This is a genomic window from Shewanella sp. M16 (genome assembly GCF_018224605.1).
GTDB lineage: Bacteria > Pseudomonadota > Gammaproteobacteria > Enterobacterales > Shewanellaceae > Shewanella > Shewanella oncorhynchi.
Genome location: NZ_JAGTUL010000012.1, coordinates 25900 through 41228, shown reverse-complemented (window position 1 = coordinate 41228; position 15329 = coordinate 25900). Strand labels below are relative to the sequence as shown.

Sequence of the window (15329 nt, the reverse complement as noted above, 5' to 3'; positions counted from 1 at the left end):
TCACATTAAATAGCTAATCAGTTCAGAGCCTCACAGGTATTTCAATCCAAGGCGCATTGACGCAGAAATGGTTATTCCCTTTTAAGTCAATGCAACACTGGAGTGGGATGCCTGTGTGGCTCCCGAAGGGCGGCTGATGTTTACTACATGGCAACGCGCTTTATACTGCGTTTAAGGCTTTCGGCAGAACACCACTATGCCTTCAAGCCTTCGCCTTGTCTAAAGCGCGTTGAACTCCCGCTGAATGAACAGATATTTAATACGATTGGTATTATTAGAACATTGAAAAACATAAACGGCGCAGAATTTATCTGCGCCGTTTATGTTTTTATCTTAGATTTATTAGCTTCATTTTGCTTGGACTGAGCAGTGTCCAAGTTTGCGACTTAGCTAGATTTAAGGACGAGCTTAGAAGTCTTTTTCGCCCTTAATCACCGCAGGATGACCCGATATCGCTTTTGATGTGTACATTCCCGCCATCGTCGCCGCTTCGACGCAGCCCGCATTAAGGCTTGTCTTTATCCAATCGCCCGTCATATACAGGTTATCTATCCCTGTGCCATCTGTCGTGATGCGATACTGCGAGCTGTCTTTAACCGATAAGACATAACGCTCGGATGGGTCTACATTTGCGCGCCAATATTGGCTATCGAAGCGGGCAACTCCTTGACGGCCTTGTTCATCGTGTAACCATTCCCAAGGGAAGCTATCACCGACATTTTGCCAAAGTTTATGGATTTCGGTATTGAGTTGATGGATAGCACCCGCTTTAGCTTCTAAGGTTTTCCGTTGTTGGAAATTTACATCCGAGCTTGGTGGATAGGCCTCGACAGGCAATGCCGAGCAAAAGTAACTGGCATTTTTAGGTTCTAAGCCGCGCCAATCTTCTTTGTCTAGTAGTTGGTTCATCGATGCCCAAGTATCGAAGGGTTCGGTGAAGCCTGATAATACGGGTTCCTCTCCATCTTCAGAGTAATTAGGCCAGCCTATCCCATTCAGATCTTGGTTCATCCACAGTTGATAGGCTTGAGTGGCGACAGTTTGCACCTTATCAACGCAAAGTGTGAGGGCTGGGCTTTGTGCCATAACTTCACTCGCCACGTGGGGCACAGAACCTATGGATAGACCGAAGATCACTTTGTCGAAATCTACGCCTTTGACTAAACGCTTTTTCGGCAGGGCTTTGCCAAAGTGAGTTTCATACACGCTGTCCCAATCGCTCCAGAAGTGTTCAAGATTGATATTATGGGCTTTAAGCAGTGCCGATTGCTCAGGCTCAAGCTGCTCATAATTGGGCGTACTCGGCCAGCAAGCGAGACCTTTCACATCGACTAAAGGATCGTAGTTTGTGACAGTCGGCGCCAGAGCTACTTGCTCAGTGATCTCAATCGCTTGAATACTTTGATTACGGCATTCGAGATTATCAACTCGATTGAAGTAGTGGAAATTGACTCCGCGGCGTTTGAGCACTTCGTAAAAAGGTGTAAACACAACATCACCCATGCCCGCCTGCATTTTCCACATCACGCCACCTTGATAGCACAGGGCAATACGCAGCATAGCGCGGATAATTGTGCCCGCTTCGACATTGGGTTTGTCGAAGTTCCCTTTCTCATAGGCAAACACTAAGTCGTAAAAACCGCGCACTGGCGCACTGTCGACTGTGTACTTAAGGCTGGCGCCGTGTTTGGTTAACCATTCGCGATAATCATAGCCATTGATGGCATCAAAGCCTTTTTCAAATACATCGTCGGCAAACATGCCCTTGAGGATCGTGAGCCCCAGATCGGCGGCTATATATAAGTGGCGCAGTTCGTCATTATTATCTAAATGTCCGCTAAAACGTTTCACGAGTCTTTGATGCAGGGCATCGACAGCTGATTCTACAAAACCATCGTCACTTTCACTGTGTACATGCTCATCGCACTCGCGGCCAATCATTTGATTAAAATGGCATTCAAGCTTATCACCGAGCGCGTCGAGTGATTCTTTGGCATCTTCGACCGAATCCTCTAACTTATCTTTTAAGCGTTCAAACCAGCTGCTATCGAGCCAGTTTTTAGGTGTTCCCATGGCATTTTCATCTGCATCGAGCAGGTCATCCATGTCTTTGAGCCATTTTTTGATCCACGCAAAGGCGACTTTAACGACTTTCCAGAAGGTGAGGGTTTCGGTGCCGTCACCTGGGATGCCTGGTAGCATTGGGAAAGTGATTGGCCAACTCACAGAACGGCCATCAACTTCTTCCTGTAAGACGATGAAGTTATGGGGTTTAAAGGCATCAAAAAAAGTCGCAAGCGGCGCGTTTGCTGGCCTATCCAATTCCTCATACGCTTTACGCATTAGGGCAAACGCGTTTTGATAGAAACCAAACCAGATGTGTAAACCATGTTCTTCTATGCGTTGCCCCATAGCGGCATTGCGGCCACTTGCCCCTTTACCACCGATACGCCAGCCGAGTTGATAGACATCAATCTCATATTGATTCTGCCAGCCGGGTTTGTCGGTTAGATAACAGGCTGCTGTCATTGCCGCGACACCGCCACCGAGAATGGCTATTTTCTGTTTTTTGATTTCGGAGTTATCGACTAATACCTCACCGGGCGGCACTTCAAAATCGAAGTTCACATGGTAGGGGAGTAAAACGTGCTGCTCACCAATCTCGACCCCGAGCGTATCCTTTAACGGAAAGCTGGCATTATCAAAAATGGTCGCGACAAAATCATTTTTTAGCAGGGCAACACTGTGCACTTTATTCACTTGGGCTGGCGCGGCAACGATGGCTTGATAAATGGCTTTTTGCCCTGACGAGTCGGGGAACTGTTTTAGAAATACTTGATCGATAGCGGGTTTAAATAACAGATGAAATAGCTGCTCTTCGCCAAGCTGGTCAAGTTCTGGAATAAAATCGGTTTGTTCTTTAAAGAGTTGCCAAGTTTGAGCTATCGCTTCAAGGGTTGAAAGCTGTGCCTCGGGTTTGGCATCGCAATTCACTTCAATTAATGGATGCAGGGCAAGTTCGGTTTCGGGTGAGAAATGTAAAAAACTTTTGGTCTCAAGGGATAATCGCGTCAGAGGCTCGCCAACCGCTGGCATAGTGTATTCACATAAATACTTAGGATAACCAAAGAGTTCTCTGCCATTAATCAAGGCCATGGCATCGTTCACCCAAATGTGTAGTGGCTGAAAATACACTTGGCTGATTTGTTTACTGTCGCTGCTATCTTGGCGCCCGACCATGACCCAAGTGATGATGTCCGTTTCTTGGATCCAGCCCTTAGCTCTGTCCTCTGGATAAGCGGAATATGCTTTTTCAATTTGAGTGAAGGTTGTCAGTACGTAGGGAGACAGCACCTTAAAATACATTGCGCTGCCGGCAACTTGATTCAGGGTTTTATCGATAGAGCGTTGCAGGTTTTCCTGTTTCCCCTTAAGAAAAAAACCGTACATATCGGCTTTATTTAGCACTAAGGGTGAGTGCATCAACATACTGCCTTGGGGATAAATAAAGTCGGGGCGCTGTTTTTCCATGGCGTTCATCCTTAAATTTCAGTGTAAGTCCAATGATTTGGGAGTTATAGCCCAAAAAGCATAGGGCAAATAAGCCATTAAGCCCATTGATTTTACACTGGAATGATTAAGTATTTGAGAGGTGATAACGGGGGTTGAGTAGCAAGTTGGATATTATCCAACTTGCTCAGATTTGGCAGGTTTAGCACAGAACGAATTTGTAAAACAAACCCGTGAGAGCAAGGGTACTTAGATTTAGTTACTTCGATTTATTTTGGTAGAAATCCACCTCTGTATTATCGTCCGAGTAACGTCGCTTAGTATCTCTGCGGCGCTGTTTCACGCGTTTATTCTTTTGCTTACCTTTGACGTTATCGCCCCATGGCGCATCATCGTCGTCAAATTCATAGGAGTGTGACATGGTCAAAATTCCAAAAATACCTGTGCCATTCGCAGCACCCGATCTTTTTACCCAAAGGAGAGATGAAGCTAAAGCGAAATATTTCATCACTGATGGTGAAAAGTTTTGTCCAAAGGCTATATCTTGCCACTGAAATGGCCGTATCTGAGATTTCAATGGGGGATGTGTGAGTTATCTTTATGATAATTAAAGGATAAGTGTAATTATCATCGGAAATTATATTATATGATTGAAACTGGCGCCCAGAATGAAAGGCGCCAAGTTTTGATACAAAATAATGAGTTAGTGTTACTTGCTGCGCAGCATACGCGCGACAAACATACCATCACTATTCGCTTCAAAGGGCCATACGGTCAACATTTCTGTTTGTTCACCCGTAAAAGGATGGCGTATTGGCGTGAGCGTGAACTCTGGATGTTGCTGTAAAAACGCCGTCACCACGTCTTGGTTCTCGAGCGGCGACAAGGAACACGTGGCGTAAACGAGGATGCCGCCCGCTTTAACTGCACGGCTACTACGGCTTAAAATATCGAGCTGTAACGCGGCTTTATCGGCCACGGCTTCAACACCATCCAACCAACGCATATCAGGATTACGTCGCCAAGTGCCAGTGCAACTGCACGGGGCATCGACTAACACACCGTCGAAATGATCCGCAGGTACCGGCAGGGCATCGCTCTTCCAACGGGCAACGCTAATACCGTTAAAGTGGGCTCTTTGGGCACGTTTAGTCAGTTCTTCTAGGGCATTGGAGCGAATATCTGACGATATAATGCTGCCCGTGGAGGGGGTTTGAGTATCAGCAGCCTTGGTCAGCATCAAAGACCGCAGTTGCAGGGTTTTACCGCCGGCACCACTGCAGGCATCCCACCAATGGGCATTGGGTTCTGGCGCGCAAATTTGCCCTATAACCTGTGAAGCCAAATCTTGGATCTCAATGTTGCCGTCTTTATACAGGGCGATTTCATTAAGATTCATACTCTTGCTGCCAAGGTTAATGGCATCGTTAAAGTAATGACCATAACTAGCATCGATACCGAGCGCTTGCAGTTGTGTCGCCGCATCTTGACTCGTGATCCCCTGTGCGCGGCCCCAAATCGGTGGGCGACTGGACATAGCCTCAATTAATTGCGCTTGCTGCGCCGCATCTACAGGGCACCGTTGCCAGAACCACTCGGGTAATAAGTCCTGTGGTTTAAACTCAGCCGCGGGAAATAAATGCTGCATTAGCGTGAGTTTGTCGTCGAGGCTTTTAACGGCAAGTGCTTGAGCCTGCTGATAATCGATAGGTGACTGCGATAACTCATGCCAAGCAGTGGCGATATCTTGCCAAGCATGGGCTTCCAATAACGCACTGGCACTTAGGCTGGCAAAATAAGTTGCTGATTCTTGTTGATCGCCTAATCGCTGAAACCAACCCCACCAGCGAAATAGACTAAATAAGGATTCACGAATGACTTTACGATCCTTCGAGCCGTGTTTTTTATGTTCTCTAAAGTAGTTTGCCAAAATACGGTCGGCGGGCATTTTACTGCTTTGAATTTCATCGAATAACTGCTTAATTGTACTGGCGTAACTGAGCGCACGTTTTTGCGCGGGGGTGCTCGCCTCTGTATTTAACGCTGACGATGTGTTTGAGTTAGATGCCTTATCGGAAGAGAAGCTGCTTGGATTACCCATAAATTTAGCCTGAATTATGCTCTCTGTGGCTGCGCCTTATGTAGGAGGCATAACTGTAACAGAGGGGAAAAATAAGTGGCGCAGAGTGTAGCAGTTTTGCCCGATAACAGGCAGAAAAAAAGCCCCAAAGTAGCATCAACTTGCGGGGCTTTTTGTGGTTGAGTCACTGAGACTCATGGTGCATTCAGTACCAAAGGGTTATTTGCAGGCTATTCGCGCAATGACCGCTTAGCAGATGACTATTTCGTCACCATCTTTTGGATTTGCTTAGCCCGTTCTTCATCACTCATTTCCACAGGTGGCGGCGTGATTATGCCTTTTTGGCACGCGGGTCTGAGTGCTAACTCATCTAACCAACGTTGCAAATGGGTCAGACCTTCCATATTGATGCCGCTCCACTCGTGGATCCGCACCCAAGGCCAAGTTGCGATGTCGGCAATCGTGTATTCGTCACCAGCAAGGTATTGATTTGTAGCTAGTTGAGTATTCATAACCTCGAATAAACGTCGACCTTCTTTTTGGTAACGGTCAATGGCTGCGGGGATTTTTTCAGGGAAGTACCTAAAGAATACGTTGGCTTGTCCCATCATGGGGCCGACGCCGCTCATTTGGAACATTAACCATTGGATCACCTGCGAGCGTTTTTTAGGATCGGCTGGCAGGAATTTACCTGTTTTTTCGGCGAGATACAGCAGAATTGCACCCGATTCGAATACCACAAAATCCGCGTTATCGCGGTCAATAATGGCGGGAATGCGACCATTGGGATTGATGGCGATAAACTCGGGCTGTTTTTGCTCACTTGTGCTGAAATCTAATTTATGGACGCGATATTCAAGTCCCATTTCTTCCAGTGCGATGGAAATTTTAAAACCATTAGGGGTCGCGGCTGTGTATAAATCTATCATGATGATTCCTTTAGGTTATAACGCTTATAGCTACTCACTTTAGTGCCCATGAATATTCATCATCAGGCATTAGCGCCGCTATTTTTTAGGGGTTAACGATACTATGGCAGGACGCTGCGCCATAGTGTTGAACCAAGCCTTGAGATGCGGCAAGTTATCAGCCACTTCGATGTCTAAATTTTTAATAAAACTGATAAAAACGTAAGCCGAAATATCGGCAATACTGAATGCATCGCCTGCCACAAAGGCTGACGTGTTCAATTGTTGGTCTAAGCTTGGTAGGAAGTCAATGACCCTTTGGCGTGATTCTACGCCCCAAGACTCGACACAATTTTCCCTGTCTTTATAGACGCCGCTTAAATTACGAAAGGCTTGAAACCCAACCATTAATCCTTGTAACTCTATGATACGTTGCCACATTTCTACTTTGGCGCGCTCAAGCGGTGTATTACCAAACAGTGAACGCTCACTCGGGTGGATTTCGTCTAAATAGCGGCAAATGGCAACAGATTCACACAGGTAGCTGCCATCATCGAGTTCGAGCAGCGGAATGCGGCCATTCATACTTTTGGCTTTAAACTCGGCGCTTAAATTCTCGCCTCCACGGATATCGACGTTCACTCTTGGCACTTCTATGCCTTTTTCCGCAAGAAAAATACTGACGCGGCGTGCGCTGGGAGTCGGAGCTAATTCGTAGAGTTTCATCTAAAGTCCTGTAGTTTTTATCAGTGCTTTATGCTCGATTCGGGCATATAAGGCTTTTTCTGAACGTTCGGTTAGGTTAGAATTTACGCCATATCTAAACAATCAGTCAAGAATGTTTTATCCTCAACTTTCTGTAGTAAAGAGGAATGGTAAAGCTGATCGTGAACGCGTATTCAGAGATTAGGTCGCAGGCTTATGGCACGAAGTTGTAATTTTGATCGGCAAGAAAAACTCATATTGGCGATGGAGCTTTTTTGGCAAAAGGGCTTTGCCGAAACCTCGATTTCCGATCTTGTCGGCCATTTAGGCATTAATCGATTTAGTCTCTATAACAGTTTTGGCGACAAGCAGAATCTTTATCGCGAGTGCCTCAGTTTCTACCTCGATAACTACTCCTTTGGCGCTTCAGATACTTTGCTGCATGAAAAAGCGGGCTTAGCTGAAATAGAAGCTTATTTAGCGCGCTTTGTTGCTTTGCAGAGGGAACAAAAATACGGCTGTTTTATGCAAAATGCTGTGCTCGAAAAGAGCCTTAACGATGAAAGTGTGCTGCAGGAATGTCAGCGATTATTTTGTCGATTACAGACCTCATTCACCCAAGTGTTACAAGTTTGCCAAGCGCGTGGAGAGCTATTAGCCCATGTGCAACCACATCAAGTTGCTGCTTTTTTAGTGCTGCAATTACAAGGGATTAGAGTGTTAGGTAAGGCAGGCGAATATGAGTTGTTAGACAATGCGTTTGTTGTATTGCAAGACTATTTACGTAGTTTGAGTACTAATCAGACGGCATAACTGCAAATGACATAGTTTGATTGGCCTAGTTTTTTGCCTAGGCCATGTTTTTTAGAAATCTATTTTTTAAAAGTTTATTTTTAAAAGCTATTTCTAAAAGTCCAAGTCCAGCGCAAAACACAGATAGGCCATCAGTTGAGTGCAGTATGCAAACTGCTCGGCACAAAAACTGGCTGCATCTGGGCGGCAGAGTTCCTCAAAGGCGATATTTTTAACTGCGATAAAATCTTTTCGTTTTAGCTCTGCCAGCATAGGGTGGTTTTTATCAAATCCCTTTGGTGGTCGAGTTAAGCTATCGCCATCCATATTAAATCCATGACTTTGTAAGGTTTGTAGCGCCTTTTTATAGCCGTTAGGATTCTCATCAATACAAGTACGAATGGCATTTAAGGCTTTCGATTCTGGGTGCCAAATCCCTGCTGCAATAAAACAGCCATCTTCGGCAATATGTAGATACAGTCCCGGGGCATGTACGTCTTTACCTTGAAAATGCCGAAATTGAATGCCGACATTGGTTTTATAGGGCGTTTTATCTTTGCTAAAACGGCTGTCTCGCTGGGGACGCATCAAGCTGCCGCCGACTTTTTTTGGTACGGCAGTGAGCCTAGGCGAGAGGGCGAGAATACTGGGCTGCATTTGCTCGATAAACTGCAGCGCTGGCGTTCGCACTGTTTCTTCGTATTCCGCCTGATGGGCTTTAAACCAGTCGCGGGAGTTGTTTTGTGCCAGTTGATTTAAAAATTGCAGGCTCGCCGCGCTGAACGTTGCACCAGTCGCAATAGGGATTTTAGTTGTTAGAGTGGCCATTATCAGGGAACCTTATTAATGCAGATAAACCGAGCACAAGCAGTATTAATGCCGATTGAGGAGCAAGGTGAGTTGCTGACATATCCTCCCGTATCGCCCGCTCGTTCTTACTCACGATAGTTAAGACACTATAGTTAAGACTGCCAAGTTGGGTGCCAATACTGCCATCCTTCGGCAAGATCTTCACTTAAATTTTTGCATTGTGCCGCTTCTACCTTGTTTTCAATGAATCGGTTATTTACACGTAAAGCTAAGTGAGAACTATTCTTATCTTGTTCGTTAGTGCCTATAATGCCGCCCTATTTTTAGATTGGTTTGTTAATAGGATGACGTTGAATGGGTTGCCTGCCTAAGTGTGATAAGTGGAAAGCGAATAGAAATCTGTCGCTTATGGGATTATGTATATTGCCCTCAATGCCGTTGTACGCCGCTGAGGTATTGGGCGAGCCTAAGGTTGAGCCGATTGAGATCCTGCAGGTTCATGGGCAGCAATATCGCAGGGCTATCACAGTCGCTAAACCCGGTGAAGCGATTATTTCCATGGATCAAATCGAGGAGATGCAGGCGACAACTTTCGCCGAAGTGATCGATGATATGGCGGGGGCGCATATCGATGGCGGTACCCGCAGCGGCGGTGAGCGGATTAATATTTGGGGCTTTGGTGAGACTGAAGATTTTAACGTTTATGTGGATAATGCTCCGGTGGGATTTGAGCAGTATCGCTACGGCTCATTTTTCCTCGATCCTGATCTCATCAAACGAGTGGAAGTGATTAAGGGGGCCCATGATGTGCGCTCGGGCAATGGCGGTTTTGGTGGGGCCATGTATGTGGTCACTAAATCGGCCGATGATTTTCTTAAATATGATCAATCCCTTGGCGCGCGAGTCAAAACCAGCTACGCCAGCAATAATGACGCTATGGGTTATACGGGGACAGTTTATGGCCGCGTGAATTCACATTTATCTGGCTTGCTGCATCTTACGCGTCGCGATGCGGGGGATGTCACTTTAGCCAATGGTGAAGAGTTTGAATATTCAGGTTATGAGCAAAATAACTACCTGGGTAAGATGGATTACACGCAGGGCGATCACCAATTAGCCTTGAGCGTGACCCATTATCTTGATGAGGGCCGCAAACCTTGGGCTAACCGCCGTGGCCCTATGCCTGCAATTTCGGACTACAACATTAAAAAGTACGGCTCCTACGAGCAGGCTCTGTATGCCACAACCGCCTACAACACCTATGAAGACAACACTTGGTCGGCTAATTATCGCTATTCGCCGAGTAATCCCCTGATCGATACTCAAGTGGTGATTTCCCATTCGGCGAATGCACGCCACTGGGTAAGACCCGATATCGCGTGGGAGAAATGACGGTTTCCGTAGGCAACTTCGGCCACGAATCTTGGCTAGATTATAAACGTGATTACATTGATATTAACAACTTGAGTTTGATTGGCGATCATGAGATCACCACAGGATTACAGTACCGTAGTCTTGACCGCACTTCGTTAGTGTTTAACAAAAGTTATGAAACAAATCCCGAGAAAAACTTTGGCTGGTACACACCTTACTACCAACCTGAAGGCCGTCAAGATACCTATGCTGCCTATATTCGCGATGCAATTCATCTTACTAATGACTTAACTGTGACTCCCTCGCTGCGATATGACTTTATCTACAGCATAGGTCGACCAAATATTGCACCAGATTACAATGATATTGCTGCGGGCCATGATTATAGCTCAACCCATCATTCGGGGTTCTCACCCAGATTAGGCATAGATTATCAACTGACAAATCACGCTCGGTTAAACTTTGATTACGCTTATAGCTTGCAAGCCCCTGTGGTGGATGAGATTTATGCCGTGCAATACGCTAAAGCCAGCATTACCGGCACGAGTCGCGACATTGATGTCGAACGCTTACATGCCTTCAAATTAGGCCTAATGACGCAGCATCAGCATGTACTTGCCAATGAGGATGCTTTGTCGACGCAAATCACCCTGTTTGCCAATTTAGGTCGTGATGATATTGCCCAGCGCCGCGGAGCTAAGTCTGATAAAACCCAGTTAATTCAAAGTGGTTATACAAATCTTGATGGTTACCATATTTACGGTGCCGATTTTGAAGCCCAATATCGCTATCAAGATGTGTTCAGTGATCTTGCGGTTTCATGGCTGCAAGGACAGCACAATGGGTCACTCAGAGACAGCCAAGATGACGATGAATATTTAGCTAACATAGCCCCGCTCGATATTCGTCTGCGTTTAGGCATGTATATCACAGATGATATTTCTATCGCTTGGCAGGGCGCTTGGTATGATGCGCAAACCAATGTTCCCCACGGTGATATCTTTAATGCCGAGTCTCCAAGCGAGAATTATTTCCTACAGAATGTGTATCTCGCCTATGAACCTCAAGCCATCTTAAAGGGATTAAGTGTGCGTTTGATGGTAAAAAATCTTACGGATCTGCAAGTGGTGCCGTTTCTCTCCGATGGGATACCCGCAGCTGGGCGTGATGTTCGTTTGAGTTTAGCCTATGAATTTTAAAGACTAATCACCAAGGCTGTGTGGACTAGGTATATATAGCTCATAAAAAATAGGGTTATATTGCCTCAGCCCCCTGCCGAAAAATGCCAGTTTATGGCATAATCCGCGTTTTACTAGGCATATAGAACAGAAAAATGACTGAAAATGAATTGCTAAGTCGCTGTGGCGGCAAGTGTGAACTGTGTGGCAGCGAGCTTGAACTCTCTATTTATGATCTGCCAGCCTCCGATGGCCGTGACAATGAGATCATGATTTGTGAAACCTGCAGTGGCCAAATTGCGGCACCGGATACCATAGACATGAACCACTGGCGTTGTCTGAATGACAGCATGTGGAGTCCTGTACCGGCAGTTCAAGTGATGTCATATCGTATGCTTAAGCGCTTAAATGGCGAAAGCTGGGCGCAAGATTTGCTGGATATGCTTTATCTTGAAGACGATTTAAAAGCGTGGGGTGATGCCGAAGTTGCCGCAGCAGGTGACGATGCTACGCCAACGTTAGACAGTAATGGTGCAGTGCTCAATGCGGGCGATACTGTGGTCATCATCAAAGACTTAAACGTGAAAGGCACTAGCTTTGTGGCTAAGCGTGGCACAGCTGTGCGTAACATTGCTTTGACCAACAACCCAGAGCATATCGAAGGCCGCGTTAACGGTACTCGTATTGTGATTCTGACGTGCTTCGTTAAAAAGTCTTAAGTTTCGCTTAGTGTGAGCGCGATTTATTTAGCTCAACACAATAAAAACCGCCATGATCGTTAGCCGACATGGCGGTTTTTTTATGTTGAGTTAGGTAGTTAAGATACACAGCGGGTGATTTGATATTGGCGTGCATAGCCCTGCGGATTAAATTGCCAAGATAATATCCACGCGATCACACTTAAGCCACCGAGTAATAACCAAGCACTGTTAAAGCTGTTGAAATTATCGCGAATTAATCCGGCAATCCAAGGCGAGATAGCCGCTATGGTATATCCCACACCCTGCACGAAGGCGGTTAATTTACCTGCTAACATGGGATTCTGTTGATGATCCATAGTGACAATCAGCCCGAGTGGAAAAATCCCGCCAATACCTAATCCTGCAAGTCCCGCCCATAAAAATAGCGATACTTGAGGGGCGAGTGCCAGTCCCATAAAGCCAATGAGTTGTAGCAAGCAGAGTAGGGCTATGATGGCGCGTCTGTCCGTCGACTTGCTGGCAAGCCAAGGAAACACTAAGCCCGCGATCACTTCCATGCTGGTTAAAAAACCTAACACTAATCCCGATTGAGTTTGGCTATAACCTAGCTCGACCGCGTAGGGGGCTAACCATGCAAGTACGCAGACATAACAACTTGTGCCTAATGCAAAAAATATCGCCAATAGCCAACTGCGACGAAAACGCCAAAAGCTAAGCTGCACAGTTTGCTCAGCAGTTTGACTCGGCAATGCGGCGTTATGTTTAACCATCATCCATAGCGCCAGTGCCGCTACACCTAACCAAGTCCAATGGCCTAAGCCCGCGCGCCAACCTAAGTTCATCCCGATAAAAGGTGCACTGCTGGCGGCCAAAGCGGCGCCGCCCATAATGGCGGTGACGTAAAGCCCCATCATTAAGGGCACCCGTTCACCGAAATTAAGCTTAATCATGGCGGGCATTATGGTTTGAATGAGGGCGATTGCGACCCCAGCCAGTAATGCCGAGCAGATAAGCCAATTGGCATCTATCGCCCAGAAGCGCATTGCAGTAGCGGCGATCAACAGTAGTAATGATCCTGTCATTACGGTATTGAATCCTAAGCGTTTGGCGATACTAAAGCCTGCAAAACAACCCAGTCCCATGGCGAGCACGGGCAGCAATGTCAGCATAGACGCTAAGGTAAAACTTAAACTGATATCCTTTTGTATGCTGGGCAGTAAAGGCCCAACGGAGGCGAGAATGGGTCGTAGATTTAGACCAATAAGGATGAACGCGAGTCCGAGCAGCAATAAATTCGCTTTCTCTGTCTGGGGGGATCGCATGGATTGTCTCCAAAAATAAGCTGAGTTTGATTTGCTGAAAAAGTGATTTGTAGCAGCATTTAGCATACTCATGATGATTTCCTTTCAACAACAGTAGGTTGAAACTACATCACTACAATTCAAAAAGAATCTCTTTCAGATGTATCTCGATATAAAGATATTTTAATTCTGCGAGAAAATGACTAAGATGTAAAGAATGATGTAAAGAATCTTTATATTGAGATAAACCTATGACAGCTAAAATGACGCTAACTAATGCCAGTCCTGCGGATACTAACGCGAGTTCTACGGATAAAAAGAAAGCGGCTTCGAATACTAAAGAAGATGGCCTCGATAGAATTGTTGAACAGTGGCAACAGCAAGGTGTGACTGAGGATTTGATCCCTATGGCTGTGCTCGGGCGAATCGCTCGTTTAACGAAATATATCGAAGTGGTACTGCTGCAATGCCACGCCGAATTTGGCTTAGGTCAGGGGGAGTTCGATGTGCTCGCGACGTTAAGGCGCTCGGGAGAGCCGTTCACACTCTCGCCTTCGCAACTTTATCAGAGCATGATGCTAAGTTCTGGCGCTATGACCAGTCGTTTAGACAGACTCGAAAATAAGGGGCTGATTGAGCGGGAGCACAGTAAGGAAGATCGCCGCGCCGTCCATGTCTCGTTAACTGCTGAGGGTAAGGCGCTCATTGATAAGGCATTACCTCAGCATATTCAATGTCAAAGTGCGTTGTTTGCGGGCGTGAGCGTTGAAGATAGGCCTGTGTTGCTGCAGATTTTAAAATCTTGGCTGAACCAATTTGAGCCGCAATAATTCGTTTAAAATCCCACTTTAGTCTTTAAAGTAGGCTGATATGCAATAGCGGATCACTTTGGCAAAATGCGGTAAACATGAGCCAACCGCGCGGGATAACATTTGATAGAACAAGGGAGTTGCCATGGTAAAAAGACGTGAAGCATTTGAATTAGCGGGAAAACGAGTCACAGCTGGGACGCAATTAGGGATCAAGCTGCCTGCCGCTAAGCTGTATACCGATACGCAACTCGATATTCATGTGGAAGTGTTTCACGGAGCCAAACCTGGCCCGACTTTACTGGTTTGTGCCGCCATTCATGGGGATGAACTCAATGGTATCGAAATTTGTCGGCGTTTATTAGCCAGAGTGAATCCCAAGAATCTGACGGGCACGTTAATTGTGGTGCCAATAGTGAATGTGTTTGGTTTTATTCAGCAATCCCGTTATTTACCCGATCGTCGTGATTTAAATCGTTGCTTTCCTGGTTCTAGCAAAGGGGCGCTCGCAAGCCGTTTAGCTAATCTGTTTGCCACTCAGTTATTAGTTCATGCAACCCATGTGATTGATTTACATACTGGGGCCGTCCATAGGGATAATTTGCCGCAAATTCGCTGTGATACTAATGATGAGACTATGCTCGCCATGGCGAATGCCTTTGGTGCGCCGCTTATTATGCATTCTAAAGCGCGCAGTGTTTCTATGCGAGGTTATGCTAATCAACAGGGCATTCCTTGCATTTTATATGAGGCTGGAGAGGCGTTACGTTTTAGCGAGTTGTCGATAAAATCTGGCCTCAAAGGTGTGCTCAATGTGATGCGCAGTTTAGATATGCTTAAAGGGCGAGTGAGTAACAAAGGCGCGAGTGTCAGTGCTATTCGCAGTTATTGGGTTCGCAGTGAATCCGATGGTTTAGTGAATATGAAGCTTAAACTTGGCCAGCGGGTGACTAAGGGTTATATCATTGCCCATATCGTCAGCCCCCACGGCGGTGACAGTGTGGCCATTCGCGCGCCAACCGACGGTATTATCATAGGAATAAGTAATATCCCTGTGACTAACGAAGGTGAGGGCATGTTTCATATCGCCCAGTTCGAAGGTGACGAGATTGAAATTGCCAACGAACAGCTCGATGAATTCCTGATGGAATATGCCTAGAT

At 46.1% G+C, this 15329-nt stretch carries 12 protein-coding genes and 1 pseudogene; 6 read left to right on the top strand and 7 right to left on the bottom strand.

The window, feature by feature from the left end; all coding sequences use genetic code 11:
- Positions 1–147: 147 nt before the first annotated feature.
- The gene (locus KFE26_RS24000; protein WP_249195658.1) at positions 148–366 is read left to right on the top strand and encodes a hypothetical protein; all 219 of its coding nucleotides are present in this window, start codon (positions 148–150) and stop codon (positions 364–366) included.
- Between the two features lie 42 nt (positions 367–408).
- Here the strand turns inward: KFE26_RS24000 and KFE26_RS10110 are convergent, their stop codons facing one another.
- The 5 genes from KFE26_RS10110 to KFE26_RS10090 form a co-directional block, all read right to left on the bottom strand.
- The gene (locus tag KFE26_RS10110; protein WP_212600324.1) at positions 409–3531 is read right to left on the bottom strand and encodes an NAD(P)-binding protein; all 3123 of its coding nucleotides are present in this window, start codon (positions 3529–3531) and stop codon (positions 409–411) included.
- A 238-nt stretch (positions 3532–3769) separates the two neighbouring features.
- Complete coding sequence (locus KFE26_RS10105; RefSeq protein ID WP_006080915.1) at positions 3770–3931, bottom strand: hypothetical protein; 162 nt, start codon at positions 3929–3931, stop codon at positions 3770–3772.
- A 288-nt stretch (positions 3932–4219) separates the two neighbouring features.
- Positions 4220–5611 carry an RsmB/NOP family class I SAM-dependent RNA methyltransferase gene (locus KFE26_RS10100; protein ID WP_212600323.1) on the bottom strand — a complete coding sequence of 464 codons (1392 nt, stop codon included), beginning with the start codon at positions 5609–5611 and terminating at the stop codon, positions 4220–4222.
- 239 nt (positions 5612–5850) lie between these two features.
- Entirely contained in the window at positions 5851–6519 is a 669-nt protein-coding gene (locus KFE26_RS10095) for a glutathione S-transferase family protein (protein WP_212600322.1), read from the bottom strand.
- 78 nt (positions 6520–6597) lie between these two features.
- Entirely contained in the window at positions 6598–7224 is a 627-nt protein-coding gene (locus KFE26_RS10090; RefSeq protein ID WP_212600321.1) for a glutathione S-transferase, read from the bottom strand.
- A gap of 195 nt (positions 7225–7419) precedes the next feature.
- Between KFE26_RS10090 and KFE26_RS10085 the strand changes: the two genes are divergently transcribed.
- Entirely contained in the window at positions 7420–8016 is a 597-nt protein-coding gene (locus tag KFE26_RS10085) for a TetR/AcrR family transcriptional regulator (protein WP_212600320.1), read from the top strand.
- A gap of 93 nt (positions 8017–8109) precedes the next feature.
- Here the strand turns inward: KFE26_RS10085 and KFE26_RS10080 are convergent, their stop codons facing one another.
- Positions 8110–8823, bottom strand: coding sequence for a DUF2461 domain-containing protein (locus KFE26_RS10080; RefSeq protein ID WP_212600319.1), 714 nt, complete (start codon positions 8821–8823; stop codon positions 8110–8112).
- A 336-nt stretch (positions 8824–9159) separates the two neighbouring features.
- Here KFE26_RS10080 and KFE26_RS10075 point away from each other — a divergent pair.
- Together KFE26_RS10075 and KFE26_RS10070 are read left to right on the top strand one after the other, a co-directional pair.
- A pseudogene (locus KFE26_RS10075) lies at positions 9160–11378 on the top strand (TonB-dependent receptor domain-containing protein).
- A gap of 134 nt (positions 11379–11512) precedes the next feature.
- Positions 11513–12076: an alkylphosphonate utilization protein gene (locus KFE26_RS10070; RefSeq protein ID WP_212600318.1), complete on the top strand. Its 564-nt coding sequence runs from the start codon at positions 11513–11515 to the stop codon at positions 12074–12076.
- 98 nt (positions 12077–12174) lie between these two features.
- Here the strand turns inward: KFE26_RS10070 and KFE26_RS10065 are convergent, their stop codons facing one another.
- Positions 12175–13380 carry an MFS transporter gene (locus KFE26_RS10065; RefSeq protein ID WP_212600317.1) on the bottom strand — a complete coding sequence of 402 codons (1206 nt, stop codon included), beginning with the start codon at positions 13378–13380 and terminating at the stop codon, positions 12175–12177.
- 230 nt (positions 13381–13610) lie between these two features.
- Between KFE26_RS10065 and KFE26_RS10060 the strand changes: the two genes are divergently transcribed.
- Together KFE26_RS10060 and KFE26_RS10055 are read left to right on the top strand one after the other, a co-directional pair.
- Positions 13611–14189: a MarR family winged helix-turn-helix transcriptional regulator gene (locus KFE26_RS10060; RefSeq protein WP_212600316.1), complete on the top strand. Its 579-nt coding sequence runs from the start codon at positions 13611–13613 to the stop codon at positions 14187–14189.
- 124 nt (positions 14190–14313) lie between these two features.
- Positions 14314–15327, top strand: coding sequence for a succinylglutamate desuccinylase/aspartoacylase family protein (locus KFE26_RS10055; RefSeq protein ID WP_028760658.1), 1014 nt, complete (start codon positions 14314–14316; stop codon positions 15325–15327).
- The last annotated feature ends 2 nt before the right edge of the window (positions 15328–15329 follow it).

Coding starts and splice junctions, on each gene's coding strand:
- KFE26_RS24000 (WP_249195658.1), top strand. CDS start 148: ATGGCAACGCGCTTTATACTGCGTTTAAGGCTTTCGGCAGAACACCAC.
- KFE26_RS10110 (WP_212600324.1), bottom strand. CDS start 3,531: ATGGAAAAACAGCGCCCCGACTTTATTTATCCCCAAGGCAGTATGTTG.
- KFE26_RS10105 (WP_006080915.1), bottom strand. CDS start 3,931: ATGTCACACTCCTATGAATTTGACGACGATGATGCGCCATGGGGCGAT.
- KFE26_RS10100 (WP_212600323.1), bottom strand. CDS start 5,611: ATGGGTAATCCAAGCAGCTTCTCTTCCGATAAGGCATCTAACTCAAAC.
- KFE26_RS10095 (WP_212600322.1), bottom strand. CDS start 6,519: ATGATAGATTTATACACAGCCGCGACCCCTAATGGTTTTAAAATTTCC.
- KFE26_RS10090 (WP_212600321.1), bottom strand. CDS start 7,224: ATGAAACTCTACGAATTAGCTCCGACTCCCAGCGCACGCCGCGTCAGT.
- KFE26_RS10085 (WP_212600320.1), top strand. CDS start 7,420: ATGGCACGAAGTTGTAATTTTGATCGGCAAGAAAAACTCATATTGGCG.
- KFE26_RS10080 (WP_212600319.1), bottom strand. CDS start 8,823: ATGGCCACTCTAACAACTAAAATCCCTATTGCGACTGGTGCAACGTTC.
- KFE26_RS10070 (WP_212600318.1), top strand. CDS start 11,513: ATGACTGAAAATGAATTGCTAAGTCGCTGTGGCGGCAAGTGTGAACTG.
- KFE26_RS10065 (WP_212600317.1), bottom strand. CDS start 13,380: ATGCGATCCCCCCAGACAGAGAAAGCGAATTTATTGCTGCTCGGACTC.
- KFE26_RS10060 (WP_212600316.1), top strand. CDS start 13,611: ATGACAGCTAAAATGACGCTAACTAATGCCAGTCCTGCGGATACTAAC.
- KFE26_RS10055 (WP_028760658.1), top strand. CDS start 14,314: ATGGTAAAAAGACGTGAAGCATTTGAATTAGCGGGAAAACGAGTCACA.